Annotated in this window: 20 protein-coding genes and 1 tRNA gene; 5 read left to right on the top strand and 16 right to left on the bottom strand. The window is 57.9% G+C overall.

What is annotated here, in order from left to right:
* Positions 1 to 2: 2 nt before the first annotated feature.
* From phrB to cobO, 4 genes are all read right to left on the bottom strand, one after another.
* The gene (phrB, locus tag ACZ46I_RS04520; protein WP_464281564.1) at positions 3 to 1,412 is read right to left on the bottom strand and encodes a deoxyribodipyrimidine photo-lyase; all 1,410 of its coding nucleotides are present in this window, start codon (positions 1,410 to 1,412) and stop codon (positions 3 to 5) included.
* On the bottom strand, positions 1,409 to 1,723 hold the full coding sequence (gene cutA / locus ACZ46I_RS04515) for a divalent-cation tolerance protein CutA (protein ID WP_013507086.1): 315 nt from the start codon (positions 1,721 to 1,723) through the stop codon (positions 1,409 to 1,411). Before cutA ends, phrB begins: the two co-directional genes overlap by 4 nt.
* 174 nt (positions 1,724 to 1,897) lie before the next feature.
* Positions 1,898 to 2,236, bottom strand: a complete 339-nt coding sequence (locus ACZ46I_RS04510; protein ID WP_013507087.1) for a nucleotide pyrophosphohydrolase — start codon at positions 2,234 to 2,236, stop codon at positions 1,898 to 1,900.
* Positions 2,237 to 2,976: 740 nt separating this feature from the next.
* The gene (cobO, locus tag ACZ46I_RS04505) at positions 2,977 to 3,609 is read right to left on the bottom strand and encodes a cob(I)yrinic acid a,c-diamide adenosyltransferase (RefSeq protein ID WP_464281563.1); all 633 of its coding nucleotides are present in this window, start codon (positions 3,607 to 3,609) and stop codon (positions 2,977 to 2,979) included.
* An 856-nt stretch (positions 3,610 to 4,465) separates the two neighbouring features.
* Here cobO and typA point away from each other — a divergent pair.
* From typA to ACZ46I_RS04490, 3 genes are all read left to right on the top strand, one after another.
* Complete coding sequence (typA, locus tag ACZ46I_RS04500) at positions 4,466 to 6,304, top strand: translational GTPase TypA (protein ID WP_464281562.1); 1,839 nt, start codon at positions 4,466 to 4,468, stop codon at positions 6,302 to 6,304.
* A gap of 344 nt (positions 6,305 to 6,648) precedes the next feature.
* On the top strand, positions 6,649 to 7,311 hold the full coding sequence (locus ACZ46I_RS04495) for a DNA-binding transcriptional response regulator (protein ID WP_226508212.1): 663 nt from the start codon (positions 6,649 to 6,651) through the stop codon (positions 7,309 to 7,311).
* Complete coding sequence (locus ACZ46I_RS04490) at positions 7,308 to 8,432, top strand: sensor histidine kinase (protein WP_464281561.1); 1,125 nt, start codon at positions 7,308 to 7,310, stop codon at positions 8,430 to 8,432. Before ACZ46I_RS04495 ends, ACZ46I_RS04490 begins: the two co-directional genes overlap by 4 nt.
* An 84-nt stretch (positions 8,433 to 8,516) precedes the next feature.
* On the opposite strand, the gene ACZ46I_RS04485 is transcribed toward ACZ46I_RS04490, so the two are convergent.
* Genes ACZ46I_RS04485 through ACZ46I_RS04470 form a run of 4 tightly spaced genes read right to left on the bottom strand, consistent with a single transcriptional unit; the run spans position 8,517 to position 11,737 of the window.
* Positions 8,517 to 10,229, bottom strand: a complete 1,713-nt coding sequence (locus tag ACZ46I_RS04485) for a YcaO-like family protein (protein ID WP_464281560.1) — start codon at positions 10,227 to 10,229, stop codon at positions 8,517 to 8,519.
* Positions 10,230 to 10,901 (bottom strand): 2-C-methyl-D-erythritol 4-phosphate cytidylyltransferase, encoded by a 672-nt coding sequence (gene ispD, locus ACZ46I_RS04480; protein WP_013507091.1) that lies wholly within the window; start codon positions 10,899 to 10,901, stop codon positions 10,230 to 10,232.
* Positions 10,892 to 11,464, bottom strand: coding sequence for a class II aldolase/adducin family protein (locus ACZ46I_RS04475; protein WP_013507092.1), 573 nt, complete (start codon positions 11,462 to 11,464; stop codon positions 10,892 to 10,894). The genes ispD and ACZ46I_RS04475 overlap by 10 nt, the downstream gene beginning before the upstream one ends.
* 3 nt (positions 11,465 to 11,467) lie before the next feature.
* Positions 11,468 to 11,737, bottom strand: a complete 270-nt coding sequence (locus ACZ46I_RS04470; protein ID WP_464281559.1) for an acylphosphatase — start codon at positions 11,735 to 11,737, stop codon at positions 11,468 to 11,470.
* An 84-nt stretch (positions 11,738 to 11,821) separates the two neighbouring features.
* On the opposite strand from ACZ46I_RS04470, the gene ACZ46I_RS04465 reads away from it, so the two are divergent.
* A complete protein-coding gene (locus tag ACZ46I_RS04465) occupies positions 11,822 to 12,268 on the top strand; it encodes a hypothetical protein (RefSeq protein ID WP_464281558.1) in 447 nt (148 codons plus the stop codon).
* Between the two features lie 56 nt (positions 12,269 to 12,324).
* Positions 12,325 to 12,401: transfer RNA gene (locus ACZ46I_RS04460), tRNA-Arg, on the top strand.
* Positions 12,402 to 12,442: 41 nt separating this feature from the next.
* Here ACZ46I_RS04460 and ACZ46I_RS04455 read toward each other — a convergent pair.
* The 8 genes from ACZ46I_RS04455 to ACZ46I_RS04420 form a co-directional block, all read right to left on the bottom strand.
* Positions 12,443 to 15,112: a PAS domain S-box protein gene (locus ACZ46I_RS04455; RefSeq protein WP_464281557.1), complete on the bottom strand. Its 2,670-nt coding sequence runs from the start codon at positions 15,110 to 15,112 to the stop codon at positions 12,443 to 12,445.
* A 1,133-nt stretch (positions 15,113 to 16,245) separates the two neighbouring features.
* A complete protein-coding gene (locus tag ACZ46I_RS04450; RefSeq protein WP_464281556.1) occupies positions 16,246 to 16,911 on the bottom strand; it encodes a TorF family putative porin in 666 nt (221 codons plus the stop codon).
* 293 nt (positions 16,912 to 17,204) lie between these two features.
* Positions 17,205 to 18,944, bottom strand: a complete 1,740-nt coding sequence (gene cydC, locus ACZ46I_RS04445) for a heme ABC transporter ATP-binding protein/permease CydC (protein WP_464281555.1) — start codon at positions 18,942 to 18,944, stop codon at positions 17,205 to 17,207.
* Positions 18,941 to 20,707, bottom strand: a complete 1,767-nt coding sequence (gene cydD / locus ACZ46I_RS04440; protein ID WP_464281554.1) for a thiol reductant ABC exporter subunit CydD — start codon at positions 20,705 to 20,707, stop codon at positions 18,941 to 18,943. The genes cydC and cydD overlap by 4 nt, the downstream gene beginning before the upstream one ends.
* Before the next feature lie 6 nt (positions 20,708 to 20,713).
* Positions 20,714 to 21,052, bottom strand: coding sequence for a zinc ribbon domain-containing protein YjdM (locus ACZ46I_RS04435; protein ID WP_464281553.1), 339 nt, complete (start codon positions 21,050 to 21,052; stop codon positions 20,714 to 20,716).
* An 884-nt stretch (positions 21,053 to 21,936) separates the two neighbouring features.
* On the bottom strand, positions 21,937 to 22,956 hold the full coding sequence (locus ACZ46I_RS04430) for an HhH-GPD family protein (protein ID WP_226508227.1): 1,020 nt from the start codon (positions 22,954 to 22,956) through the stop codon (positions 21,937 to 21,939).
* A gap of 64 nt (positions 22,957 to 23,020) precedes the next feature.
* The gene (locus tag ACZ46I_RS04425) at positions 23,021 to 23,143 is read right to left on the bottom strand and encodes a hypothetical protein (protein ID WP_464281552.1); all 123 of its coding nucleotides are present in this window, start codon (positions 23,141 to 23,143) and stop codon (positions 23,021 to 23,023) included.
* Complete coding sequence (locus tag ACZ46I_RS04420) at positions 23,130 to 26,501, bottom strand: UvrD-helicase domain-containing protein (RefSeq protein WP_464281551.1); 3,372 nt, start codon at positions 26,499 to 26,501, stop codon at positions 23,130 to 23,132. Before ACZ46I_RS04420 ends, ACZ46I_RS04425 begins: the two co-directional genes overlap by 14 nt.
* Positions 26,502 to 26,597: the final 96 nt, after the last annotated feature.

The raw sequence follows: 26,597 nt of genomic DNA, 5'->3' as shown, positions 1-26,597 counted from the left end.
GGTCACCTCGGCTTCAGGTTGCGGGAGAATGCGTCAATGGCCCGCTGGCGGGCCACTTTATGGTCCACCATGGGCCGGGGATAATCGATGTCGGGCCTCAAAAGGCCGCTGCTGTCATGGGGTTCGTGGATGTATTTCTCGTCAAGCTCTGCCAGCTGAGGCAAAAAGTGGCGGATGAACTTCCCGTGAGGATCAAAGCGCTTTGACTGGGTGGTGGGATGGAAGACGCGGAAGTAGGGTACGGCATCGGTGCCGGTGGAAGCGGCCCACTGCCAGCCACCATTGTTGGCGGCCAGGTCGCCATCCACCAGGTGCTCCATGAAGTAGCGCTCGCCCCAGCGCCAGTCGATAAGCAGATCCTTGGTGAGAAACATGGCGCAGATCATACGCAGGCGGTTGTGCATCCAGCCGGTGGAGTGCAGCTGTGCCATGGCGGCATCCACGATGGGGTAGCCGGTGCGCCCCTCACACCAGGCGGCGAACTCCCCTTCATCATAACGCCAGGCTACGGTTTCCGTATGCTCCTGAAAGGCGCGGTTTGTACTGACCCGTGGAAAAGCGCGCAGAATGTGCTGGAAGAACTCCCGCCAGATGAGTTCACTGAGCCACACCCGCGCCCCTTCACTGCCCCCGTTGGCCAGTTCCAGAGCCGCGCTGACACACTGGCGAATGGACAGAACCCCGCAGGCCAGGTAGGGCGAAAGGGCGCTGGTACCCTCTATGGCGGGGAAATCCCGATCCAGATGGTAGCGGCGGATGGGGCCGTCCAGAAAAGCCTGCAGGCGGCGCTGGGCCTCGGCCTCCCCGGCGGGCCACAGGTGGGCCAGCGGGTGGGGGGTATCCGTGGGAAGTGCAGCGCCGTCGCCGGGGAAAGGGTGCGGCTGCGTGTTCACGATGGGAGCAGGCGCAAGCAGGGCCGGATTTTCCACCACCAGCTTCAGCCAGGCCTTCTGGAAGGGGGTGAAGACCCGATAGCACTCCCCGCGACCACTGCGCAGCTGCCCGGCGGGAACCACCACGTGGTCACAGCAGCGCCGCACCTCCATGCCGTTTTCCCGGAAACATCGCTCCACCGCCATATCGCGCCGCCACTCATCGATGGCGTACTCCTCGTTGAAAAAGAGCCTGCGCGCGCCGGTGGTGCGAGCAAGCTTCAGCAGTGCCTCTGGCACAGCGGCAAAGTCGTGGCAGTCCAGAACAAACAGGGGAATACCCACGGCCTGCAGCTGCAGGCGCAGGCACTCCAGATTGCGCAGCAGAAAATCCCGGCGCACCGCAGCCATGTGGTGGCGCTGCCACTGTCGCTGGCAAAGACAAAAGACGGCCAGTACGGAACCGCCTTCCGCAGCAGCCGCGCCCAGGGCACGCTGATCGCTTATGCGCAGATCATTGCGCAGCCAGACCAGGTTCACCTGGTACTCTCGCCGATCCACTGCAGAAAAGCCGGATGACCACCAGCCACCGGCAGACTCACCACACAGGGGCAGTCGTAGGAGTGCAGCTGCACCACCCGCCGGGCAAGCTCATCCACCAGCTCTGGACGGGTTTTGGCCAGAAAAGCCACCTCGCCCCCCTCCTGCACCGCCCCCTCCCACCAGTAGAGGGAAGTGATGCCACCCAGAATATTCACACAGGCAGCCAGCTTCTCCTCCACCAGGACATGGCCAATGCGGCGAGCCTCCTCCTCGCTTCCGGCGGTCATGTAGACGATAGTTGCGGACATGGTCCCTCCTTTTCACAGAGTGCTGAAAAACTCGTCACTCTCACAGTGACGCAGGTAATTGAAAAATCCACAGGTGCAAGGCGCCCGCAAAGCGAAGAGTGAAGCGTACTCCCCGTACATCGCAATGACGAGCGACAGTGGGCAACACCGCAGATGGGGGGGGACAGCAGCCTGTCAATACTCCGTATACTTCCGGGCACTCCCCTTTACCAGCTCCGCCGGGTATTTGGCGGCGCTGGCCTGCAGTTTTTCCATGGCGCAGGCCTGGGGGTCGAGACCCAGCTTGTCGCACAGGTTGACCAGAAAGATGAGCACGTCGCCCACCTCCTCACTGACCCGCTGCCGCTGCTCCGGGCTCAGGTTGCGACTCTGCTCCTCGCTGAGCCACTGGAATATTTCCAGCAGTTCGGCGGCTTCCACACTCAGGCCCATGGCCAGATTCTTGGGGGAGTGAAACTGCTCCCAGTCGCGTTCGCGGCAGAACTGCCGAATGCTTTCTTTGAGGTGTTGCATGATGCCTCCAAAGCGTATTTCCGTGGAATTATTCAGGTTATTTTCGAATGCAGGAAAATCCATTTCCTCTCGCGGAGCCGCTGATAACGCAGTGAATTGCTTCAATTTACACTGTTTGCCTCAAGCAGCACAGACTATGAATTTATTGTTCTTTTTTGGTACGGCCAAAAAAGAACCAAAAAAACCGTCCCCCGAACGCCCGTTTTTCCGGCTCATTGCTCGCCTGTTCTGGAGATCCAGCAGACACTGCGTCCCTGCAGTGCTGCCGGACCACTCACTTCCTGTGAGTGTCCCATTCGGGTCTTGCCAGCCAGGCGTCGCACTCACCGGACGGGCTCAGGGGGGAACGGCCTGCTTCTGTCTCTCCCCCATGTGCTGACCCAGCCAGGACGCGCTGACTGGAACGCGGTAGACCCGCAGGGTTGACGCCACGAGGGCGGCAACCGCAAACCAAAAGCCACGGAGGGCGGTTGTTTGCGGTCCCCAGTTCCAGGCAAGCGGACGGCTGAAAAGGACAGCACTGGGGGTCGCTTCCCAGCCACTTTTGGCGAGTCAAAAGTGGCAAAAGAAACGCATAAACAAAGGGAGGACAATACCAAACAACACAGCCTGCGTAGAACCATTTCCTCCATTTCATCACGGTATAAGGGTCGGCACCGATAACCTCCTGTTTCGGGGGGCGCGTTTTTGTGTCCATTTTACGCGGTCAAAAAGGGCAATATCTGTAAACAAGAGCTGGTTTACATTTCAATGCCGGTTCGCGCGGGAACTCCGGCGTCAAAGTAGTGGCGCAGCGGGACCATTTCCGTGACCAGATCAGCCAGTTCCAGAATGGGCGCGGGCACATTGCGTCCAGTCAATACGAGCTCGACGGAATCAGGACGGTTGCGAATCAGCTGAACCACCTCTTCCACGGCCAGCACGCCGGCACCCATGGCGCCGATGATTTCGTCCAGGATCACCAGCCGATACTGTCCACTGTGCAGGGCCTCCCTGGCCCTCTGCAGGCCATTACGGGCGCGGGCCAACTCGTCTTCGTCCGGAGCGCCCATGATAAAGCGCCCACTGCCGAAGGTTTCATGGACAATGCCTCCCTGCAGCATGGCAATGGCTTTGGCCTCCGAAGTATCCGCCGTCTTGATGAACTGCCCCAGGTAGACCCGGTATCCCGCCCCGACACAGCGCAGGGCCAGCCCGAGGGCGGCGGTGGTTTTGCCTTTGCCATTACCTGTATAGATCTGCACGTAGCCCCTGTCTTCGCCCATGGTGCCTCCTGAGTTCTCGCAAGCTGTTGGTTTGCGGTTATTGTGCAGCAAAAGTGATTGCCATTCAAGGGTGAGGAGCCCTGAAGCAGCAGGGAGTGCGCAGGACACTTCAACTTGCCCTCCTTGACTTGTGCAGTGTCCAGACTATGAAGTTCATCGTTCTTTTTTGGTACGGCCAAAAAAGAACCAAAAAAACCGCCCCCCGAACGCCCGTTTTTCCGGCTCGTTTGCTCGCCTGTTCTGGAGATCCGGCAGCAGGCTGCCCAAAGAGCCCCATCTGCTGCGTTGCAGGGCATCGCTCGTCACTGCGACGTACAGAGAGTACACCTGCCTCCCTGCAGTGCTGCCGGACCACTCACTTCCTGTGAGTGTCCCATTCGGGTCTTGCCAGCCAGGCGTCGCACTCACCGGACGGGCTCAGGGGGGAACGGCCTGCTTCTGTCTCTCCCCCGTGTGCTGACCCAGCCAGGACGCGCTGACTGGAACGCGGTAGACCCGCAGGGTTGACGCCACGACGGCGGCAACCGCAAACCAAAAGCCACGGAGGGCGGTTGTTTGCGGTCCCCAGTTCCAGGCAAGCGGACGGCTGAAAAGGACAGCACTGGGGGTCGCTTTTGCGCCACTTTTGGCGAGTCAAAAGTGGCAAAAGAAACGCATAAACAAAGGGAGGACAATACCAAACAACACAGTCTGCGTAGAACCATTTCCTCCATTTCATCACGGTATAAGGGTCGGCACCGATAACCTCCTGTTTCGGGGGGCGCGTTTTTGTGTCCTTTTTACGTGATCAAAAAGGACAAGAATTCGCTGATATGCCGTGGGGGATTCCCCATTTTCGCACTCTTCACGCTTTCCTTTTTTTCAGGCCTATTTCATTTTGCCTGATGTTATGGTAAAGACTTGCCTTCCCGAATATCCGCGAAATACTTTACCAGATTCCAGACACAACAGGAGAACGTCCCCCATGTCCCAGCTCAGCACCAATGATTCCATCCGCAATATCGCCATTATCGCCCATGTCGACCACGGCAAGACCACGCTCGTTGACCAGATTTTTCGCCAGAGCGGTCTCTTCCGTGACAACCAGTCCGTGGATGAGCGGGTGATGGACAGCATGGATCTGGAGCGGGAACGGGGTATTACCATTGCCGCCAAGAACTGCTCGGTGCGATGGGAAGGCGTCAAGATCAATATTCTGGATACTCCCGGCCACGCCGATTTCGGCGGCGAGGTGGAGCGGGCCCTGGCCATGGTGGACGGTGCCATTCTGCTGGTGGACTCTTCGGAAGGCCCCCTGCCCCAGACGCGCTTTGTACTGAAAAAGGCCCTGGATCTGGGCCTGAACATTGTGGTGGTCATCAACAAGATCGACCGTCCCGACAGCCGCATTGATGAAGTGCTGGAGGAGGTTTACGATCTCTTTATCGATCTGGACGCCAATGACGAGCAGATCGACTTCCCCGTCCTCTACGCCATCGGCATTCAGGGCATCGCCAAGCACAAGCTCGAAGACGAATCCACGAACCTGAAACCCCTGATGGATACGATCCTCCAGAAGATTCCCGGCCCCCGCCACAACCCCATTGAACCCTTCCAGATGCTGGTGGCCGACCTGGGCTACTCCGATTACCTGGGCCGCCTGGCCATCGGCCGCGTCGCCCACGGCACCATGGAACGCAACACCGCCCTGGTGTGCATTGGCGAAACGGGCGAGCAGCACTCCCTGAAAATCAAGAAGGTGCAGGTCTACGCTGGGCTGGAGATGGAAGAGGCCGAACAGGTGCAGGCTGGCGACATCCTGATTCTGGCTGGCGTAGAAGATGTGCATATCGGCGACACCATCTGCACCAAGGAGCAACCCAAGGTCCTGCCCCGCCTGCGGGTTGACCGTCCCACGGTCTCCATGCGCTTCGCCCCCAACACCTCTCCTTTTGCCGGCCAGGAGGGCAAACTGGTGCAGTCCACCAAGATCCGCGAGCGCCTGCAGCGCGAAACCCTGCGCTCGGTGGCCATGGAAGTGGAAGAGACGCCCAACTCCGATACCTTTATCGTGAAAGGCCGGGGCGAACTGCAGATGGCGATTCTCATTGAAACCATGCGCCGTGAAGGCTTTGAACTCATGGTGGGCAAACCGGAGGTCATCTACCGCCGCGATGAAGGCGGAACCCTGCTGGAGCCCATCGAAGATGTCTATATCGACTGCGAGGAGATTTACCTGGGCGTTATCTCGGAGAAACTCTCCCACCGCAAGGGTCGCATGGTCAACCTGACCAATCGTGGCACCGGGCGAGTGCGGGTGCAGTTCAGCATCCCTTCGCGGGGCCTGATCGGCTATCGCAGCCAGTTCCTCACCGATACCCGTGGCACCGGCATCATGAATTCCATTTTCAGCGGCTACGAGCCCCATCGCGGCGATTTTGCCAGCCGCCTCAGCGGCTCCCTGGTCTCTGATCGCCAGGGCGAAGCCACCGGCTACTCCCTCTACAATATGGAGCCCCGTGGCGTGCTCTTCATTATTCCCGCCACCAAAGTCTATGAGGGCATGATTATCGGCGAGCACAACCGGGACAACGACCTCAACGTCAACCCCTGCAAGGAGAAGAAGCTCTCCAACGTGCGCGCCAGCGGCAAGGACGACGCCATCGCCCTGACTCCCGTACTGCCCATGACCCTGGAACGCGCCATTGAGTTCATCCGTGAAGATGAGCTGGTGGAAGTGACCCCCAAGAACATCCGCCTGCGCAAGGCTATTCTGGACGGACAGGAGCGGCACCGCATGGAAGGCGCTTCCAAAAGGGGGTAAGGAATTTAAGCAAGAATAACAGGGCTTTGACTGGCAACGGTTGAAGCCCTGATGCATATCAATCTTTTACTACCCTAGCCGGAGGAATAGGTTGAATCTCCCTTGCTATCCTTATATGGGCAGGGCTATATTATATTCATGCAAAACACAAGACTATGCAGCTTTCCATCTTCCAGCGTTATGCTGGGGTTAATCAGTTAAAGCAACATCGTGTATATGCCTTGGCCAAAGCCTTAAAATAATACTTGCAGCTACCAATTTCCACAATAATGGCATCTTGAAGTATTTTGACAACTAATATCCATGCACTCTACCTGAACCCATTAGCAGTAAAAAGGTGACACATGCTTACCAGGTTATGTTTTTTTAATAGACTTAAATGGCCAGATATCGAATTCGAGGAACTTAAAAAGCGTACTAGAATTTTAGTAATTGATGACAACCCATTCGAATACGAAAGATTATTTAAAGAAGCACGCTATGCAATTGACACATGGGATGACATAGATATTAAGGATATCAACTCTCTTGAGAATGGCGAATATGACATTATCCTTTTAGATATCCAAGGAGTCGGGAGAAATTTTTCATCAGAGCAAGGGCTTGGAGTCCTCAAACATATTAAGACTGTAAACCCATGTCAAATCATACTTGCATACTCAAATGCTGATTACAAACTTGCATATCAGGACTTCTTCAAGTTGGCAAACGGCACCCTTGACAAAGCACAGGATTTCTTTGAATACAAACAAAAGGTAGACCATTTCATAAGAAAAAGATTTTCATACGAATATTACTTAGATATGATCATGCAAACTTTTGGCGAGGTTGACAATAAAGCGACAATAAAAAAGATTTTCAATAAAAGCATTGCCAACTCAAACCCTAAGTACTTCGAGAAAAAAATTGCACCATTTCAACTGCCGCAAGAATCAATTACGTTCATATTATCCGTTGTCACTTTTGCAATTAACACCTATTCATCACTGAAAGGCCTGTATAAGTGAAAGAAATATTCCCTCACTGGAAAAACAACTCAGCTATTGATGGAGCAATAATAAAAATGGGAAATTCGTGCAAGAAATGCACTTCTCACCAATGCAAAACTCCAACGCATAATGCGATGCTTGAATGCTCTTACGGTTTAAACTACATAAAACACAACACAATAGTTTTATTTGGATTCTGCATTAAAGACATCAACAATTCAAAACAAAAAAAGAAACGCTTATACGACTCACCTGAATGCACAGTAACGAATAGCTTCATAGACAATTATATTAAACACAGTGATGAGCTACTGAAGAATACCGAATCAGAAATTGCACAGCTAAAAAGCTCCACATTAGACAATTACGTATCAAACAACATGTACAAAGATAATTTTTTTAATCCCATCAAAAATGAGCTTCAAAAAAACCTTTCTTTTTTGCACGACTATCAGCAAATCAACAGCACCATTATCAAAAACATCAATGTCTCAATACTAGAAAAAACTGGCGCAGAAGAAATAAATGACGACATCTTAAAGAATTGCAGCCACGAGGAAGTGGCAATATATTACGCCAGTAAAATGTTAGACGAAAAAATAACTTTGGCAAAAGCGATTCAAGACACAAGCTGGCTCTATAGAGAAGATGACTACAAGTCTTTTCGCATCTACGGGTGTTTTTTAAAATACATCCGAATTTATAAATTGAAAAGCGATGCAAAATCCATCAAGATTAATGTGAGCGGAAGTAATCAATTTGACATTACAAGAAACCCAAAGGCATTTTCAATTATACCTCACACCTTAATTGACAATGCAATTAAATATTCACCAAAAAAGTCTACAATATCCGTATATATTAACGACGGGGATGGACATATTTACATCTCAGTAACTTCTTTTGGCCCCAAAATTTTAGAATGTGAAAGTGATAAAATTTTCCAACCTTTCTTTCGCGGTATGTCTGCAAAAGAAATTGAAGAAGATGGCTCTGGATTTGGATTGTTTTTAGCGCAAAAAATTGCTACCGAGCATTTAAACTCTCGCATAAAAGTACAACAAAATATCAAGCAAACCCTTAATGGACATATTGAAACAACTTTTTCATTAAAAGTACCACTGAGGTATAACGAATAGAGCCAGACACATAATGCGAGCTAGTTGCCTGACAGTTAATCTATTAACCTCCTGTCTTTGTTTGAACGCGTGCAGTAGCACGCCCTAGTTAGTCTTGAAAGCATCCACTATTTTCTGGTACGCGCTGAGCACTGCCTGGTGCGGGCTGTTGTTGTCGAGGGGGAGCTCCTCCAGGGCGCTCAGGTGCCCTGCGGCCAACTGTCGGGCCTGGCGCAGGATGTCGGGAGCGATGAGCTCTTCCAGGGGCAGTGGACGCGCGTCATTATCCTGCTGGTTTTCCATCAGAACGGTGTGCAGGCAGTGCAGCAGGGCCTGGTTGCGGCCATGGTGGCAGGGGAGCTGGAGGCGCTGTTCCAGCCACTCCAGGGCTTCATCCCGCTCGCCCACGGCCAGGGCAATCAGCATCTTCACGTCACCGCTGAGCATATCCTGCCACAGCAGGCCTTCCTGGTTGATGGGCATGGCGATTCCCAGGGCTTCCAGCATGGGGCGCCATGGTTCGGGGTCCAGCTCATTCCACTGCTGCCACAACTGATGGATTTCCGGGTACTTCAGGCGGGGCAGGCGCAGTATCCGTGGCCGCAGCGGGGCAGCCCGGTAGGTGTTGTTCCACACCAGCTCTTCGGGGGGATAGATTTCGGAAAATCCGGGGGCGATGATCTGGCAGGCGGGAAACCCAAGGTGAGACTGGTCGATGAGGTACAGATCCTGCCCCATCTCCTGAAAGAGGGTGAGCAGGTCCTGCCACTGCTGATGGCTGTCCGCTGAGCCGTTCCAATGGGTAAAGGCATAATCGGCGGGCTGGCGCAGGCTGTCCATGTGTACCAGTCCGCTGGAGTCGATAAAGTGGGTTTCCAGGTTGCTGGTGCTGGCCACCGCTTCCCGATCCCAGCTGGGAAAGCGCAGGCCCTCGGCGCTGTAGAGGGGGCGTCCCTGGAGGAGTTCGGTGATGGTGCGTTCCAGGCTGACTTCCAGCAGGGGATGGGAGCCGAAGGACCACAGGCAGCGTCCACTGGTCTGTTCCATGAGGACGGCGGCGGTGGCGGGAAAGCGGCCACCCAGGGAGGCGTCCAGCAGCCGCAGGCCGTAGCCCTTCTGCTGAAGCTGTTCCACGGCTGACTGCACGGCGGGAAATCCCTGCCATACTTCGGCAGGGATGACTGGTAGGCTGAGGCCCTGGCCGATCATCTGGTACTTGACGGAGCGTTCGATGATTTCGCACAGGGCCTGGACGCGCGCTTCGGCGAGGCTGTTCCCGACGGCCATGCCATTGCTGGCGTACAGGTTGCCAAGCAGGCTGACGGGCAGCCACTGGCGGCTGCCATCGCTGGAGCGTTCAAAGGGCAGGCAGCAGATGCGGCCATCGCCCAGCGGGCCATTGTGGTCCAGCAGGTCGGTGGGTTCCAGTTCGCCGGTGGGGTCGTAGATTTCCCGCAGGTGGGGTGGAAAGATGGTTTCCAGGGAAGCTTCGCTGGCATTGAACCACTGCTCGCGCGGGTCGTAAACCCATGGGGCGTCCTGGCGGGCCAGGTAATAATCGGCAAAGAAGTGACGGCAGGCCAGGCGCTCGATCATTTCGCCCAGGGCACTGGCGCGGGCCGCCAGCTCTGTGGTGCCTTTACCGTTGGAGGCCACGGCGGGGCAGTCCCGCTGGGAGAGGCGCACCGAGTAGACGGGGTCGATCTGATGCATCCAGGCCGATTCCTGCAGATCGAATCCCAGGTCTTTCAGAATGCGGGTCATGGCGGCAACGGATTCTTCCAGGGGGGCGTCTTTGCCCGCGATCCAGTGTGGCATCTAAAAGCCTTTCAGTATGGCTTCAGCGATGGCCATGTCTTCGGGAGTGGTGATCTTGATATTGCGCAGGTCTCCCAGAACAACGGCCACGGGCAGTCCTTCGCGTTCCAGGGCGGAAGCGTCGTCGGTCAGGCCGGCAGTGCCTTTCTCCAGGGCGGTGCGGATGGTTTCGAGGACGAATGCCTGGGGGGTCTGGGCGTGGTAGATGGTGCGGCGATCGAAGGTTCCCTGAATCAGGGGAGGCTCGACGACGACCTTGATGGTGTCATGGGCTTCCACGGCCAGTATGGCCCCGGCGTAGGTGCTGAGCATCTGCTCGAGCCGGACCACCTGCTCGCGGCGCACAAAGGGGCGCACGCCGTCGTGGATAAAAACCCGGGCTCCGGCATGGGGAATGGCGCGCAGGGCGGCCAGCACGGAGTCGGCCCGCTCGGCTCCTCCCTCCACCTGGGTGACGGGAACCGGTACCTGTGCCTGTTCCACTATGGAGGTGACCATGGGAGCGTCCTCAGGTCGGCGCACGAGAACATAGGCATCAAAAAAGCCGAAACTGACGAAGGTTTCAAGGGTGTGCTGCAGAATCGGCTTGCCGGCAAGTTCAAGGTACTGCTTGGGGAGGGTGGCGCCCATCCGTCTGCCCTGGCCGCCGGCCAGGATGATGGCTATTCGCATGGCTGACTCCTTTGCTGATAGTGGGCGGTCATGTAGAGAATACGGCAGATGCTTTCGGTGCAGGAGGCGTACAGCAGCGCTTCGTCCAGATCACGGCCGGCGGCGAAGACGCCGTGGGAGCGCACGATGACGGCGTGCTGCTGCTGCAGTATGCTGGATACCCCTGCGGCCAGTTCGTCGGAGCCGATGGGGTTGGCGCACTCCAGCACGGGAATGCGGGGCAGGTAGTAGCGCCCTTCGGCATCGGCCGGAAGGATCTCATCGTGAAAGGTGGAGAGCACGGTGGCGTGCAGGGCGTGCACGTGCACCACTGCCCCGACGGAGGGGTTGGCGTCGTAAATGGCGCGGTGCACCGGCAGTTCGCGGGAAGCCTGGGGGTGCTCCCCGCCTGCCTCCACCCGAATGACGTCCCCTTCGGTCAGAAAGCCCAGCATGGAGCCCCGGCGGGTAATATGGATGCTTCCATCGGAAGCTCGAAAAGAGATGTTTCCTGAATGTGACGAGTTGAGATCCTTGTCGTAGGTGATCCTGCCAACGCTCATCAGTCTGGCGATACTGTCCATGCTTTACCCCACAATGCGAAAGCCCTCAAAGGCATGGGCCTGCACTTTCCTTTCCTCGATTTCTTCCACCCGCGACAGGGGTGGGCCGGCGGCAACCCTGGCCTTGAAGGTCGCCTGATCCGCTTCGTCCAGGCAGGCATAAATACGCACGGAACCATCGGGCAGATTCTCCACGGTTCCCGCGATGCCCATGGCCTGAGCCACGCCGTGGACAAAGTAGCGAAAACCCACGCCCTGAACCTTTCCGCGTACGATATAACACAGAGTCTGCATGGTACTCCTCGGTGATACAGTTGAAAAAGAACGTTTTTCGGTGTATGAATTTCCCATGATAATGACATTGAGGTGGTTTTTCAAATGGTTCCGGGAAAAGTAATCGGGTGGAGTGGTATACTGCTGACGGGCCTTGGTCTGCTGGCGCTGGCCTCACAGGCGACGCCACTGCCTCAGCTGGCCGATGCTCAGGAGAGGCAGCTGCGCGAACCTTCCATCTCTGTGGAAAAATCCAACTCACCCAGCGCCTCCATGAAGCTGGATATCAATCTGGACGAACTGGAGATCCGCCTTGACGATATGCCACTCTCCCTGACCCTGGGCTCGGATCGCCCCCCAAAAGACCTGGAATTCACCCTTTCCGGCGGGGAATTCAGCTTTATGTTCGATGACCTGCTCTACTTCGCCGAGCGCAAGAGCCCCTTTCAGATGGCCCAGCGCAATCTGTTTCCTCGGCCAGGGCAGTTACGTGAACTCAACCACAGCGATCAGCTGAGTTTTTATGAAAATCCATTTGTTTTTCTGAAGTGAGATTTTTGCTTGCAATCTCACGGCGCTTTGGGTATGCTCCCCCAGCAGTTTGAGAGGCCCCCGTAGCTCAATTGGATAGAGTGCCGGACTACGAATCCGTAGGTTGCGTGTTCGAATCGCGCCGGGGGCGCCACACATACAACAAGTCCCGATGGAGTATTCCACCGGGACTTTTTACGTTTCCTCTCTTGTTTCTTCCTGGTGCAACGGCAGCCAGAAGGTGAAGCGCGCGCCGCCATCGGTATTGCGGGCAGTTATCCGCCCACCCATCTTCTCTTCTATAATGGTTCTGCACAGCGAGAGTCCGATGCCGGTTCCCTCCTCTCCCTTGGTGCTGGTAAAGGCATTGAACAGCTTGTCGGGCAGCAGCTCCGCAGAAATACCACCCCCGTTATCCTCGATGGCAATCATGACAAAGTCTCCCTCCACACCCAGCTCAATGGCGATATGGCCCTGTGGCACGGAGCGCTCCACCAGTACATCAATGGCATTATTGAGCACAGAGAGCACCGCCTGCCGGAACTCTCCGGAGTATCCCCAGGCAGGGGGGCCACCCTCTGTGTCCATATCCACTTCGATGCCATGGCGCGCCAGGCGATCCTGGAGCAGCTGGACTACCGCCCGGACATCATCGGCGGGGGAGAAGGCCGCCATTTCACGGGATGGCCGGTAAAAGCTGCGGAAGTCATCGACAGTCTGATTCATGAACTGAATGAGGTTCATCAGCTTATCCGTGTAGTCCACCAGGGTTTTTCGATCCAGCTCACCCGTTTCCTGCATGTCAGGCAATGACTGGGCAATAATGGCAATATTGTTGAGGGGCTGCTTCCATTGATGGGCAATGGCGCCGATCATGTGACCCAGATCCGCCAGCTTTGACTGCTGGATCAGCAGCGCCTGGTTCATCTCCCGCTCCCGCTCCAGACGTTTTTTCTCGGTGATATCCCGCACGATACTGAACAGAATCTGGCGTCCGTTCATGGCATGCAGGCTGGAGGTGCGCTCAATGGTCAGAACTCTCCCGTCGGCCGTGCGCAAGGGCTGCTCCAGGAGAATGTGCTTCTTGCGAAGGAGCTCCTCCATGCGCACAGCCACCTGTCCGTGATACTCGGGAGGCAGAATGTCCATGGGCCTGAGCTTCAGCAACTCTTCCCGACTCAGACCCAGCAGGCGACACGCGCTTTCGTTCACCTCTTCAAAGACACCGGGCATATTGTTCTCGTCCAGGGGGTGAATAAAGATGGCGTCGGGAATGGTATTGAAAAGGTTCTGGTACTTGGCTTCGCTTTGCAGCCGCTCCTGCACCTCCAGCTCCACCTGTTCGGAAAGGTGCTCGTTCAACAGGTGAAGGCGTCCCTCGATCAGCTTGCGCTCGTCGATATCGGTGATAAAGCCATGCCAGAGCACAGAGCCATCATCCTGCATTTCCGGCATGGCGTAGCCTTCGCGCCAGGACTCTCCCCGCCCGGGCAGGAGCACCCGGAACTCCGAACGCCAGGGGGTCAGGTTGCGGGCCGATTCGTCAATACTGCGCAGCACATCATCCAGCTCATCGGGGTGTATGCGCTGAAATACTGCCTGGACATCATCTTTGACATCTTCAAACTCCAGCTCGAAGATCTTCCGGATACCATGGCTGACATAGGGTGCCGTGAACTGCCCATCGGGCCCGAGGCGAAACTGGTACAGCACGCCGGGAATCTGGGAGGAGAGTTTGGCCAGCAATTCATCGCGGGCACACAGCTCGCGGTGCTGCTGGCCAAGGGTTTCCAGCAGGACATTAAAGCTCTTGAGCAGTTCGCCGATTTCGTCATTCATCCGCACCTCAAGGAGCTGAGGAAAGAGGTCTGGCTCCCGGGCAGCGCTGCGGATGCTGTGAATGGCCTGGTGAAGAGGGCGGAAGTGACGACGCAGAACCCAGGCCATCAGCAGACCACTGACCAGAGTCAGACCCAGGGCCAGGAGCAGGATGCGCTTCTTCAGGAGGGCAATGGGTGCAAAGGCTTCACTGACAGGCAGTATCGACATCAGAAACCAGTCAGGAGTGGCTATGGAGTGGGCCGATGAGAGCTGGGCCACCCCCTTTGAGCTGACGGAAATCCCCGATCCCTCGTAACCCGACATGTAGCGATCAAACTGCGGATTGATGCCGGATTCCGGCACTCTTGCCATAACATAATCGCTCTGGGTTCCCGTGACAAAAACCCCATCTCGGGGAGAGACCAGCAGATACCCGCCACTGTGTCCATAAGCCTGGGCGGCAATATCGTCCAGGAAATTCGGCAAGGCAAGATTGATAGCACCGCTGATGACGCCAACCACATTGCCGTCAACCAGGACTGGAGCAGCGATAACCACCAGGGGCCTCTGCAGGGCTCCCCCAATGAGGGGCGGACTGATGACGGTGCGCTTTTCCTGGAAAACCGTGGGCAGATAGGGGCTGCTGGCGTAGGTCAGACCGCGACGTCCCGGCTGCGGCGGAGCATCGGCTCGAACCGTAAAGCCCTCATCCACAAAGAGAAGTCCGCCATTAAAGAGCTGATGCAGAGAAGTCCGGTACTCGAGCATGGACTGGATAGCCTCGAGATCATGGGCAATCCCCAGCTGTCCAACCCTGCCTGCCAACTCTTCGAGGGCCTGGACGCGAGCCTGAAAGCCCCGCTCAATCTGGTGGGCCATCAGGGATACCGTAGCGTACTGTTGGCTTGCCAGTAACCGCTCCATATCCTTCTGCAGGGAGCTGGTGACAATAAATGACAAAAACCAGATACCCGCAAAAATTATCGCCAGCGTCGTCACCAGTACCCGGCGCTGAAAAGACTGTCTGCGAACCATAGCTTTCATCTTAACTTTTGCACCTTACTGCATCGACTTAGTCAATTATTTCCCCAGCACTTACCACGCGGAAGCAATATTGATTCTGCATGCTTGACTCATCTGGTGTTCCACTTTTCGCCTCCGGATATTGTCCTTTTTGACCGCCCAAAAAGGACCCAAAAACGCGCCCCCCGAACGCCCGTTTATCCGGATCGTTTGCTCGCCTGTTCTGGAGATCCGGCAGCAGGCTGCCCAAAGAGGCCCATCTGCTGCGTTGCCGGGCATCGCTCGTCACTGCGACGTACAGGGAGTACGCCTCCCTTCTCGCTTTGCCCGCGCCTTGCACCTGGGTCTCTTTGCGTTGCCTGACCCCTGCCTCTTTGCAGTGCTGCCGGACCACTCACTTCCTGTGAGTGTCCCGTTCGGGTCTTGCCAGCCAGGCGTCGCACTCACCGGACGGGCTCAGGGGGGAATGGCCTGCTTCTGTCTCTCCCCCGTGTACTTTCCCAGCCAGGACGCGCCGACGGTCAGGCTGCTGAAAAGCTCTCATCTGCGGCGTTGCTCACCAGTGCTCGTCGCTGCGACGTACAGGAAGTACGCCTCACTTCTCACCTTGCTTGCGCCTTGCACCTGAGAGCTTTTCAATTGCCTGCATAACGCTATGGACCCGCAGGGTTGCCGCCACGACGGCGGCAACCGCAAACCAAAAGCCACGGAGGGCGGTTGTTTGCGGTCCCCAGTTCCAGGCAAGCGGACGGCTGAAAAGGACAGCACTGGGGGCCGCTTTTGCGCCACTTTGGGCGGGTCCAAAGTGGCAAAAGAAACTCGTATATATGGTGAGGATAATGTCAAGCGACGCAGTCTGTGCAGAAGTATCCCCCCATTCCAGCATGGCATCAGGGCCAGCGTAGACAACCTGCGGTGCCAACCGCTGCTGTACATCGCGGAGTGAGTTTTCCACTTGCGTGAGCGTTGACTCTGCCTGGAAAACCATGGCACGAGTATAGCAATGAAGGCACACTGGTAACAGGCATTTCTTTTTGCTACGGAAAAACAGGTGTTCCAGGAAAAGCGCAAGGGTGTAAACGCGAACCGGCCCCGCACACGTGCAGGGCCGGCCGACGATATTTTTCCACAAACCACAAATGGTGAGGGCAGAATCAGAAGCTGTAGGTCCAGGTCAGCTCGAGAACACTGTTGTCGCTGTCGTCATGGTCAATGGTATAAAACAGACCAAACTCATGATTTGGGATAAATTCTTTGCTGATGCCGATTTCTGAGGTTTTCTCGTCATCGCGATCAGCCAGTCCCTGAGTGTAGAGGTAGCTGGCCACGGCGAAGCCCAGGTCGTACTCAGCTCCCAGTTCCACATAACCATCCACATCAGAGTCAAGATCATGGTAGTAGTACGCGCTCAGGCCCAGTTCATCGGTAGGGGCAAAGAGAACTCCCAGATAAATTTCATCAGAGCCGGCAAGGTCATCGGAATCACTGTCCAGATACCATGTCTTCAGAAAACCAAGATCGTAACCGATAACACCAGCTTCACCCTCATAACCAAGAGTCAGCTCAAAGTATGACCATTCGGAGAAATCCCAGTCATCGTCCAGCAGGTCATTGGTGAAATAGGTGGCACCAGCGTAAAATCCGGATTCATGGGAATACAGGGTACCGACTTCCAGCTCAAGGCCGTTGTCGCCTTCGCTGGGAATACCGTACGTGGCGCCTACATGGCTTTCCAGGGGCAGGGCAGAGGCAGAGGCTGCCAGAACAAGACTTCCGGCGAGAACTCCACCGATGATTCCAAGACGTTTTGCTTTCAACATAACCTTCTCCTTTTGCAAAATGGGCTGTTACCGGGCGTATTGCCTTTCCCTATGGCATACAGCAATAAGCATGCCAGAAAAGAACAGGGGCCCCTTTGCCGTGGCTAAGATTATGCGTCTAACCTACGCCTTGTCAAGGAAATGTTGCGTTATTGCAAGAGGGAAGAAAAGAAATCCCAGGCTTCGCCAGCCCCGAGGAGAAAAATGACTTTGACGACAGCGCACAGCGGGTGCGCAAAAAATGTGCACAACTTTAGTCGAACGACCAGGGCAGGACTGAAGCTGCCCTTTTTCTAGTCACCCGCGCAATTCGTAAAAACCCGATACCGCTCACTGGTACGCAACAACTGTCGATGGCTGCCACTGCAGATCAGCTGCCCGTCCTCCATGAAATAAACGGTGTCCATGGCTTCCAGCCCTGCCGTGATATGGGTAATCAGGATCAGGGTCTGCCCTGCCAGGCTGTCCAGCAGCGTTGCCATAAACTGCTGCTGGGTCACGGCATCCAGGCCCTCGGTGGGCTCATCCAGCACCCAGATGGAGGTGTTCTTCAAAAGCGCCCGCGCCAGCACCAGACGGCGAGCCTGGCCGCCGGAAAGGCGCGCCCCCCCTTCGCCGGCCCAGGTATCCAGCCCCTCCGGCAACCCCCTGACAAAATCAGCCAGCTGCGCCTGCTCCAGAGCCTGCCATAGCTGCTGTTCGTCAGCATGGGGCGCGGCAATAAGCAGATTCTCCCGCATGGTGGCGCAGAAGATATGGGACTTCTGAGAGACCAGGGTGATGGTGTTGCGCAGCTGCTCCTCGCTGAGCTGACGCAGATCGCTGTCGCCAAGGGTTATCTGTCCGCTGCGTGGATCCCAGAAGCGCACCAGCAGGTGAGCCAGGGTCGACTTCCCACTGCCCGATGGCCCGACGATTGCCACTTTGGCTCCGTCGGCTATACTCAGGGAAACATCCCGCAGGGCCTCGGCTCCACTGCCCCCTGCGTAGGCAAAGCTGACGCTTTTCAGACACAGCGCCCCGGCAGCCTCCCGGCAGGGGTTTTCAGGGAAAGTGACGGCGGGCTCTACCTCTGTCACTTCCAGCAGGCGGCGGGCCGCTTCCCGCGTCTTGCCCAGGAACTGAAAGGCGTGGGGAATGGGGAGCACAGCCTCAAAGGTCGCCAGAATACCGAAGGCGATCAGGGCCAGCATGGCTCCGTCAAAGACGCTCTGCTGAGCCAGGGGAATCGCCGCGAAGAGGGCGCTCACAGCCGCCAGGCCCGCCAGGAGCGTCATCAAGGCACTGCTGAGGCCACTGATCCGCGCCATGCGTTCCTGCTGCATCAGCAGGCGTTCACTCTCCTCCAGCAACCGGGCGCGATGCCTGGTATCGGCTCCGTACACCATCAGGTCGGCCATACCCTGCATATCCTCTACTGCTGCGGTGCGCAGACGCGCGCCGCACTGCTGCATGGTCCGACCAATCTGATTGCCCATGTGCCTGACCAGCAGGGGAACCAGCAGCCCGGCCAGGGCGAAGAAAAACCAGAATATCAATGCAAGCACCGGGGAGAGCCACCACAGAAAGGTTCCGGCTATGGCTGCCAGGCCCAGGGCGATCAGCAGCGGTGATATGACCCGGAGAAAGAGGCCGTCCAGGGTATCTATATCGGTGACAATGCGGCTGAGCAGATCGCCACTGCGATGGCGGAGCAGCCCTGCCGGCGCCAGGGGCTCAATACGCTGGTAAAACCAGACACGCAGCGAGGCCAGCAGGCGAAAGGTGGCCTCGTGGGAGAGGATGCGCTCGGCATAGCGGCCACCGGTACGCAGGATGGCAAACCCCCGCACTCCGGCACTGGGGGTAAAGAAATTGAACTCCCTGGCACTGATGACACTGAGGCCGGCAAAGGCCGCCGCACTGAGAAACCAGCCCGAAAGGGCCAGCAGACCGACGCTTGCCACCATGGTGGCAAGTCCGAAAAAGGCTCCCCAGAATATCCACAGGCGGCTGGGCCAGAAGAGGCGCACAAAGGGCAGCAGTTCCCTCATGGGAGCACCTCCGCGCGTCCACTGCGCACCAGAGCAGCATAGGTTCCCTCCAGGGCCATCAGCTCAGCGTGGCTGCCCGCTTCCACAATCCGTCCACGATCCATGACCACAATACGATCCGCCAGGCGAGCGGTATCCAGGCGGTGGGTCAGCATCATCATGGTACGCCCCGCAGCCAGACCCTTCAGGCCTTCCATGATCAGACGCTCATTTTCACCATCCAGACCAGCCGTGGGTTCATCCAGCACCACCAGGGGAGTGTCCTTGGCAAAGGCCCGCGCCAGGGCCACCCGGCGGGCCTGACCACCGGAAAGCAGGTTCCCCTGCTCGCCCACAGGCGCGTCAAGGCCACCGCGCAGAGCATCACTGAAGTCGAGCACCCGTCCGCGTCGCGCCGCTTCAATGACACGGGAACGGGTCATGGCCTCTGAGCCCAGGGCGATATTGTCGGCAATGCTGCCATAAAAAAGCGTCGGCGACTGGGGAACCCAGGCCACATGCCGACGCCAGTGTTCCATGTTCAGGCTGCCCAGATCCTGACCGTTGACCAGGATCTGTCCCTGCTGCAGGGACAGAAAGCCCAGCAGCAGATTCAGCATGGTGGTCTTGCCGGCGCCGCTGGCACCCACCACGGCCACCCACTGCCCCGCCTCGATGGACAGGCAGAGATTCTCCAGAGCCACGCGCTCCGTGCCAAAACAGTGATGGACAGATCGAAAGTCGATGGCGATGTTGCCGACGGGGCCAAAGGGCTCCCCGTCGCGGGGAGCGGCCTGAGCCGGTGCCCTGAGAATGGCCTGGATACCTTCGGCCGCGCCAACGGCTTCGGCCCGGGCGTGATAGTGAGTGCCCAGCTCCCGCAGGGGCTGGTAGAACTCCGGTGCCAGCAGCAGCAGGAAAAGCCCCATCTTCAGGGTCAGCTCCCGGCCATAGAGGCCGAAGTCGAGATAGTGCAGGAAGTGCATCCCCAGATAGACCGCCGTCATGGCAATGGCCACGGCAGTGAGGAATTCCAGTACCGCCGAGGAGAGAAAGGCCACCCGCAGCACCGCCATGGTTCCCTGACGGTACTCCTCTGAAGATTTGGCAATACGCTGGGCCTCATCACGGGAGCGGAAAAAAATCTTGAGGGTCGCCAGACCCTGCAGGGTATCCAGAAAGTGGGCGCTCATGCGGGAGAGGGCCTGGAAGTTCTTCTGGTTCAATGTCGCCGCCCCGCGGCCGATCATGACCATGAAGAAGGGAATCAGCGGCGCCGTGACCAGAAAGATCGTCCCCACCACCCAGCTGACGGGGAAGACCGCCAGGCCGATAGTGGCGGGAATGACTATGGCCAGCATCTTCTGGGGCAGATAGTGGGAAAAGTAGCCGTGCAGGGCCTCCACCCGCTCCAGCAGAGCACTGGAGAGAGACGCGGCACGCTGCTCGCTGGCATAGACCGGCCCCAGACGTCCGATATGCTCCAGCAGCTGCTGACGAACCACCCGACGCACCTGCGTCGAGGCGCGCTGCCCCAGGAGCTCGCGCCCCCAGGCGATCAGTGCCCGCAAAGCAATCACCAGCACCAGGAAACCAAAAAACGGCAACAAGGCCGCGCGGGAAATTCCCTCCATGAACGCTTCATGGATAACGTGGGCCAGCAGCCCCGCCTGCAGGATGATCAGCACCCCGCCAAGACCACCCAATACAACACCCCAGAGCACCCATCGCCGGGAGTGACAGGCAATAGCGTCAAGCCACTGGACAGAAGCCGTTTTCTGCATGTGCGCCTAAACCTTTCTGACAAACTCTGATTTCAGTTTCATGGCGCCAATACCGTCAATTTTGCAGTCGATGTCATGATCCCCTTCCACAAGGCGGATCTGCTTCACTTTGGTGCCGACCTTCACCACCGCCGAAGAGCCTTTGACCTTGAGATCCTTGATCACCGTCACCGTGTCTCCATCAGCCAGGGGAGCGCCGTGGGCATCGCGTACCACCTTGTCCTGCGCTGGGGCAACGGCAGCATTCTTCGGCCACTCGTGGGCACACTCGGGGCAGACATACAGACTCTGATCTTCATAGGTATAGGATGATTGGCACCGGGGACACGGGGGCAATGTATTCATAGAAACCTTTCCACGGGAAAATTCAAGACCAGGCTCTGGCCGCGATCGTACTCTGCATGCTTGTATACCCGAACCAGTCCTTTTTCAATCAAAAGAACTCAACTTCCCCCCCCTTGAAACGGCAGGCTATCGGCGCCGACCCTTATGCCATACTGGAATGGCGGAAATGGTTCTGCACAGACTGCGTCGCGACATTATCCTTGCCTTGTTTATGAGTTTCTTTTGCCACTTTGGACTCGCACAAAGTGGCTGGGAAGCGGCCCCCAATGCTGTCCTTCTCAGCCGTCCGCCTGACTGGAACTGGGGACCGCAAACAACCGCCCTCCGTGGCTTTGGGTTTGCGGTTGCCGCCGTTGTGGCGGCAACCCTGCGGGTCCATCGCGTTATACAGGCAATTGAAAAGCTCTCAGGTGCAAGGCGCAAGCAAGGTGAGAAGTGAGGCGTACCTCCTGTGCGTCGCAGCGACGAGCACTGGTGAGCAACGCCGCAGATGAGAGCTTTTCAGCAGCCTGACAGTCGGCGCGTCCTGGCTGCGCCAGTACACGGGGGAAAGGCAGAAGCAGGCTGTTCCCCCCTGAGCCCGTCCGGTGAGCGCGAAGCCTGGCTGGCAAGACCCGAACGGGACACTCACAGGAAGTGAGTGGTCCGGCAGCACTGCAGGGATGCAGTGTCTGCCGGATCTCCAGAACAGGCGAGCAAACGATCCGGAAAAACGGGCGTTCGGGGGGCGCGTTTTTGTGCCCTTTTTGCGCGGTCAAAAAGGGCAATATCCGGAAACGAAAAGAAGAATACCAGATGAGTCAAGCATGCAAAATTACTACTATTTCCGCGTGGTAAGCACCAGGAAAATAATGGCTGAAGTCAATGCAACAAGGTGCAAAATCTCAGAAAGAACCCTTCAGCGTTATCGTCTCACCGTACTCCCGGACCTCTTCCCTGGTGAAAGCAGCAAACTCCGCCTGCCCCTGGAGAACCTGGGCATTGACCAGCAACACGGGCATCCCCTCCAGAAAGCCACGGGCGTGGGGAGGGCGCACCGCCAGCTCCAGCCCGTACTGCTCCATGAAGTATGCCTTGATCTGGTGGCGACGGTTCACCCCCGGCGGCAATATAAAGGGCACAAAGCGATCGGGGTCCACAGAGAAATAGTGACGATGCGCCCGGTGCAGCCACAGGTGAACCTGGGCACTGCCCATGGGAAAGGGGGGCGTGGCGCCTGCCTTGACCGCGACAGTTTCCTGCCGGCCTTCTTCGGCGAAATAGCGACAGTGGGTGCGGACCGGGCAGCTTGCGCAGAGGGGCACCTTGCGGCAGACCGCCCCGGCAAAATCCATAACCGCTCCATTGAACCAGCCCATGGGACGCTGCCGGAACAGACCCACCAGTGAACCTTCCAGGGCTTCTTTGTCCACCACCGCCTTGCGGCTGCCCTGCAGAAAGCGTCCGAAAACCTTCTGCATATTGGTGTCAAAAGCCAGCACTGGCTCGCCATAGCCAAAACTGAGGATGGCGCTGGCCGTGTAATCGCCAATGCCCGGCAGGGCCTTAAGCTGCTTCCTGTCGCGGGGAAAGACCCCGTCATGCTGCTCCACCACCAGCCGGGCGCAGGCCAGCATATTCTCCCCCCGACGGTAGTAGCCAAGCCCACGGTACAGTGGCAGGAAGTCATCCCAGCTGGCTGCCGCCAGAGAAAAGACATGGGGGAAGCGCTCCATGAAAGCCTGAAAATAGGGAATCACCCGCATTACCTGGGTCTGCTGCAGCATCACCTCGCTGACCCAGATACCATAGGGCGTCATGCCCGGCTGACGCCACGGCAGCTCATCGCGCCCATGGGCGCGGCTGAAGGCCTCCATGGCGCAGATGAATGTGGAAAGGGTGGAAAAACTGTTGTTGGGTGTCATTGGCCTGCCTGTATTTTGGTATTCAGACGCGCATGTTGCGCCAGTTGTCTCCTCAGCGTGGCATTCAGCACTTCGAGAGCGAGCCCGGATGGCGAGCGGCAGACCCTTGAGCCAGGAAGACAAGCGAGCGGGTCTGGGAGTGCAGAATGCCTGCCTTGTGCATGGCACGGTTTTTATGAACTTCCATACCCTTCCCCCACTCCCCATTCCACAAAGCGCTGGTGAAAGGGGAAGTACAACCCCAGGCGCACGGGCTGCGGCCCGAGCTTGCCTGCCAGAAAGCCATAGCGTTCCAGCTGGGGTGCATAGCGCTGCTGCTCTTCGCGCAGGAAGTGCTCCAGCCCCCCTCCTTCGTGCTGGCCGGTTTTATAGTCGATAATCCAGCGGGTTCCCTGGTCATCGATAAACATGCGATCGATGATGATATTGACGATGTGACCACGCTGGTCTGTGCCGGTCAACGGGTACTCCCAGCGGGAGTCCTGATGGGAGGAGGAGAGAATCCAGCGGCCCCGCTGATCGACGCCCATATTCCCGAGGGCGGTGATGGTGCGCTCCACCACGCTGGCTCGCAGTTCATGGGGAACGCCAAGCTGATAGGTGCTCCAGCGAAGGTTTTTGCGCAGTTCTTCCATATCACCGCTCAGGCTCTCTCTCTCATTCTTTTCTCCCAGGCGACGCACCCACTGGTGAAAGAGCACCCCCACCAGGCGGGCCATTTCACCTGCCCACTGGAACTCGGGCTGTGGTTCCCCTTCGTCATGCTGGGCCGGGGTAATGGCCAGATTCGGCAGTATGCGGGGAGCCACACGGGGGATCCGCCAGTCACTGTGCACCCGCTTCAGGGGAACAGGGGGCTGCGCCTGTTGCTGTTCCTCTGCTTCCGGCGCATCGGGCAGCGGTGGTGCCAGTGGCTGCAGCTGCTCCCAGATATGGCGCAGCAGGCTGCCGCTGCGGGGCGAAGCCCAGTCTTCGCCACTGCGATCGGGCCGCAGGCGGGCAAACAGGTGCAGGCCTTTTCTGGAGCGGGTACAGGCGACGTACAGCAGGCGTTTCTGCTCGTTCTCCATACAGCGCTGGTGCATCTGGCGGATGTACTCGTAGAGGCTGCTCTCCTTCTGGTCGCGCCCCCGCCGGGCAATGGCCAGCAGCAGCTCCATATCCGCGCTGCGGTGCGGCCCTTCATGCCAGGCCAGCAGAGGTTTGCTCTCGCTGCGGCTGCCGCCGCAGAGGCCGGGAATGATGACGTGATCGAACTCCAGGCCCTTGGCCTTGTGGATGGTCATCAGCTGCAAAGAGCTGTCGGCGGACGGGTCTTCGCTGCAGTAGACACTGGCGAGGGCTTCCTCCATATGCTGAATTTCCGGAAAGGGCTCCTCTTCCAGGGATTGGAGAATGTGCAGAAAGACGCGGGCGTCCTCCAGCTGTGCTGGCCGCTCCAGAAAGGCGGGTCCACCCAGCTGCCGCCAGGTTCCCTCCACCCAGCGCGCCAGCCCCTGGCGGCCACGCTCTTCCATGGCCTGGATCAGGGCTGGCCGGATACGCAGCAGGCGCGCCTGTCCATCGGCACTGAGCGGTTCCACACAGGTAGCCTCCTGCAGGCACTGCCAGAGAGTGCGTCCATCGGCACCGGCAGTAAGGAGTTGCAGATCCGCGAGGGTCAGCCCGCACCAGGGTGCCCGCAACAGAGCCAGCCAGGCGATGCTGTCACCGGGATGGCACAGGGCACGGGTGATGATCTGCAGGTCGCGCACGGCGCCACTGTGGGCCAGGGGCGCTATATCTATGGCACTGAAGGAGGTGGCACCCCCTTTGAGCAGGGAAATGATCTCGTCCAGGTGGGTACGGTTGCGGGCCAGGATGGCAATGGTCTCACCGGGATGGCGGGAGCGGATGTCCTCAATACACGCCAGTATAGCCCGCGCCTCTTCCTGCGCCTTTGCGGTTGGCAGCAGGTGAGCCTGCACGGCGCAGTCAGGCCCTTCTGCCTCCCCATGGAAAGCGCTGCTGGCGCTGTAGGCTATGGCTCCGCTGGATATCTCCTCCACAGCGGGAAAGACACGGGAGAATATCTGATTGTTCCAGTGCACGATGGCTGCGGTGGAGCGAAAGTTCACACTCAGGGACAGGGGTTCCAGCTGCACATTGCCAATTCCCTGCTGGCGCGCCTGCAGGAAAAGACCCACTTCGGCCTGGCGAAAGCGGTAGATGGACTGCATGGGGTCACCCACCACAAAGAGGGTGCGCCCGTCACCGGGCTGCCACCCGGCAGTCAGCTTCCTGAGCAGTCGGTACTGGCTGGCACTGGTATCCTGAAACTCGTCCACCAGGATGTGGTTGAGTCGATAATCAAGCTTCAGGGCAAGGTCAGTGGGCTCGTCATCACTGCCCAGACCTTCCACAGCGGCAAGGCTCATCTGGGAGAAATCCACGCAGCCGCTGCGCCCAAAAACCAGCCACAGATGTCCAACGGCTTTCAGAAGCAGCTCATTGATGGCGTGGAGTACCGGCCACTGGTCATCGTCATAGGTGGCAGGAATCAGGGCCAGAGCCTGCAGGGCCCAGCACAGGTTCTCCGCCTGGGGACTGGCGGCCAGTTCCTGGAGCAGAGCCTTTATGGCAGGGATCAAGGCATTCTTGGGAGGGGGAAATCCATCATTTTTGGTGAAACTGCGCCGCCAGGTGCCCTTCTGGGTCAGCAGCAGGCTGCTCAGGGCAATCCAGGCCCCGGTGTACGCCGCCTCGAAGCCCAGCCCCTGACTCCAGTCGATACGGGCCAGGGGATGATTTTCATCCAGATTGGAAGCGGCATAGGCGGCCAGTTCGGCCAGAGACGCCACCGTGGCTTCATCAAGGCCCGCCTGCAGCTCCAGCAGGTAGGAGCTTCGCACATGGGCCAGGGAACGCTCCAGCGCGGCACGATCGGCCTTCCGGGCAGCCACAATGTGGTGCAGCCACTGCTCGCGCCGCTGCAGCATTTCCATCAGAAGGGCGCAGGCCCGCTCCATATCGTTGTGCAGGTGGGTCAGTACCGTGCGCACATGGGGGCACTCCAGCTCCTCCAGGGTCTGCATCGCCGCCTGGCGGTAAAGCCGGGCAGGCTCATCGCTGATGGCCATCTGTCCCCCCAGGCGGGAAAAGTAGGGGATCTGGCGCACGATGGAAGCACAGAGGGCGTCAATGGTCTGGATGCGCAGCCGGGTGGGATGCTCCAGCAGATTCCACTCCTGACGGCGGGCATTGGCCAGCGCAGCGCGGGCCAGCTCCCAGGTGGTGCGCAGGTGTGGGGCCGCGGGAGGCTCCGCATCAAGGGCCATGCGCAGACTGCCCAGCACCCGTTCGCGCATCTCGCCCACCGCCTTGCGGGTGAAGGTGATGGCCAGAATCTCCTCGGGCTCGGATACCTGGCCCAGCAGCGCCAGAAAGCGCTGGGTCAGGAGTTCGGTTTTCCCGGAGCCCGCCGGGGCCTGCACGATAAAGGACGTTGATATATCCAGCGCCCGCGTGCGGGCAGCTTCATCGGCAATGGAGGGGAAGTCACGCATGCACAAATACCTCTTCCTTTTCGTATATTTCGAGGAATTACTCAGGGGGCACAAAGGGTTTTTCCTGAAAAAACTGTGGAAAAATCTCTCCACAGA

The organism is Desulfurispirillum alkaliphilum (genome assembly GCF_055378285.1).
Note: the sequence above shows the minus strand (reverse complement) of the source record. Positions and strands in the feature narration are given on the sequence as shown.

What these genes read in the sequence shown, in the direction of transcription:
- cutA (WP_013507086.1), bottom strand. Translation starts at nt 1,723, where the DNA reads ATGTCCGCAACTATCGTCTACATGACCGCCGGAAGCGAGGAGGAGGCT.
- ACZ46I_RS04510 (WP_013507087.1), bottom strand. Translation starts at nt 2,236, where the DNA reads ATGCAACACCTCAAAGAAAGCATTCGGCAGTTCTGCCGCGAACGCGAC.
- typA (WP_464281562.1), top strand. Translation starts at nt 4,466, where the DNA reads ATGTCCCAGCTCAGCACCAATGATTCCATCCGCAATATCGCCATTATC.
- ACZ46I_RS04495 (WP_226508212.1), top strand. Translation starts at nt 6,649, where the DNA reads ATGCTTACCAGGTTATGTTTTTTTAATAGACTTAAATGGCCAGATATC.
- ACZ46I_RS04485 (WP_464281560.1), bottom strand. Translation starts at nt 10,229, where the DNA reads ATGCCACACTGGATCGCGGGCAAAGACGCCCCCCTGGAAGAATCCGTT.
- ispD (WP_013507091.1), bottom strand. Translation starts at nt 10,901, where the DNA reads ATGCGAATAGCCATCATCCTGGCCGGCGGCCAGGGCAGACGGATGGGC.
- ACZ46I_RS04475 (WP_013507092.1), bottom strand. Translation starts at nt 11,464, where the DNA reads ATGGACAGTATCGCCAGACTGATGAGCGTTGGCAGGATCACCTACGAC.
- ACZ46I_RS04470 (WP_464281559.1), bottom strand. Translation starts at nt 11,737, where the DNA reads ATGCAGACTCTGTGTTATATCGTACGCGGAAAGGTTCAGGGCGTGGGT.
- ACZ46I_RS04465 (WP_464281558.1), top strand. Translation starts at nt 11,822, where the DNA reads ATGGTTCCGGGAAAAGTAATCGGGTGGAGTGGTATACTGCTGACGGGC.
- ACZ46I_RS04455 (WP_464281557.1), bottom strand. Translation starts at nt 15,112, where the DNA reads ATGAAAGCTATGGTTCGCAGACAGTCTTTTCAGCGCCGGGTACTGGTG.
- ACZ46I_RS04450 (WP_464281556.1), bottom strand. Translation starts at nt 16,911, where the DNA reads ATGTTGAAAGCAAAACGTCTTGGAATCATCGGTGGAGTTCTCGCCGGA.
- cydC (WP_464281555.1), bottom strand. Translation starts at nt 18,944, where the DNA reads ATGAGGGAACTGCTGCCCTTTGTGCGCCTCTTCTGGCCCAGCCGCCTG.
- cydD (WP_464281554.1), bottom strand. Translation starts at nt 20,707, where the DNA reads ATGCAGAAAACGGCTTCTGTCCAGTGGCTTGACGCTATTGCCTGTCAC.
- ACZ46I_RS04435 (WP_464281553.1), bottom strand. Translation starts at nt 21,052, where the DNA reads ATGAATACATTGCCCCCGTGTCCCCGGTGCCAATCATCCTATACCTAT.
- ACZ46I_RS04430 (WP_226508227.1), bottom strand. Translation starts at nt 22,956, where the DNA reads ATGACACCCAACAACAGTTTTTCCACCCTTTCCACATTCATCTGCGCC.
- ACZ46I_RS04425 (WP_464281552.1), bottom strand. Translation starts at nt 23,143, where the DNA reads ATGGAAGTTCATAAAAACCGTGCCATGCACAAGGCAGGCATTCTGCAC.
- ACZ46I_RS04420 (WP_464281551.1), bottom strand. Translation starts at nt 26,501, where the DNA reads ATGCGTGACTTCCCCTCCATTGCCGATGAAGCTGCCCGCACGCGGGCG.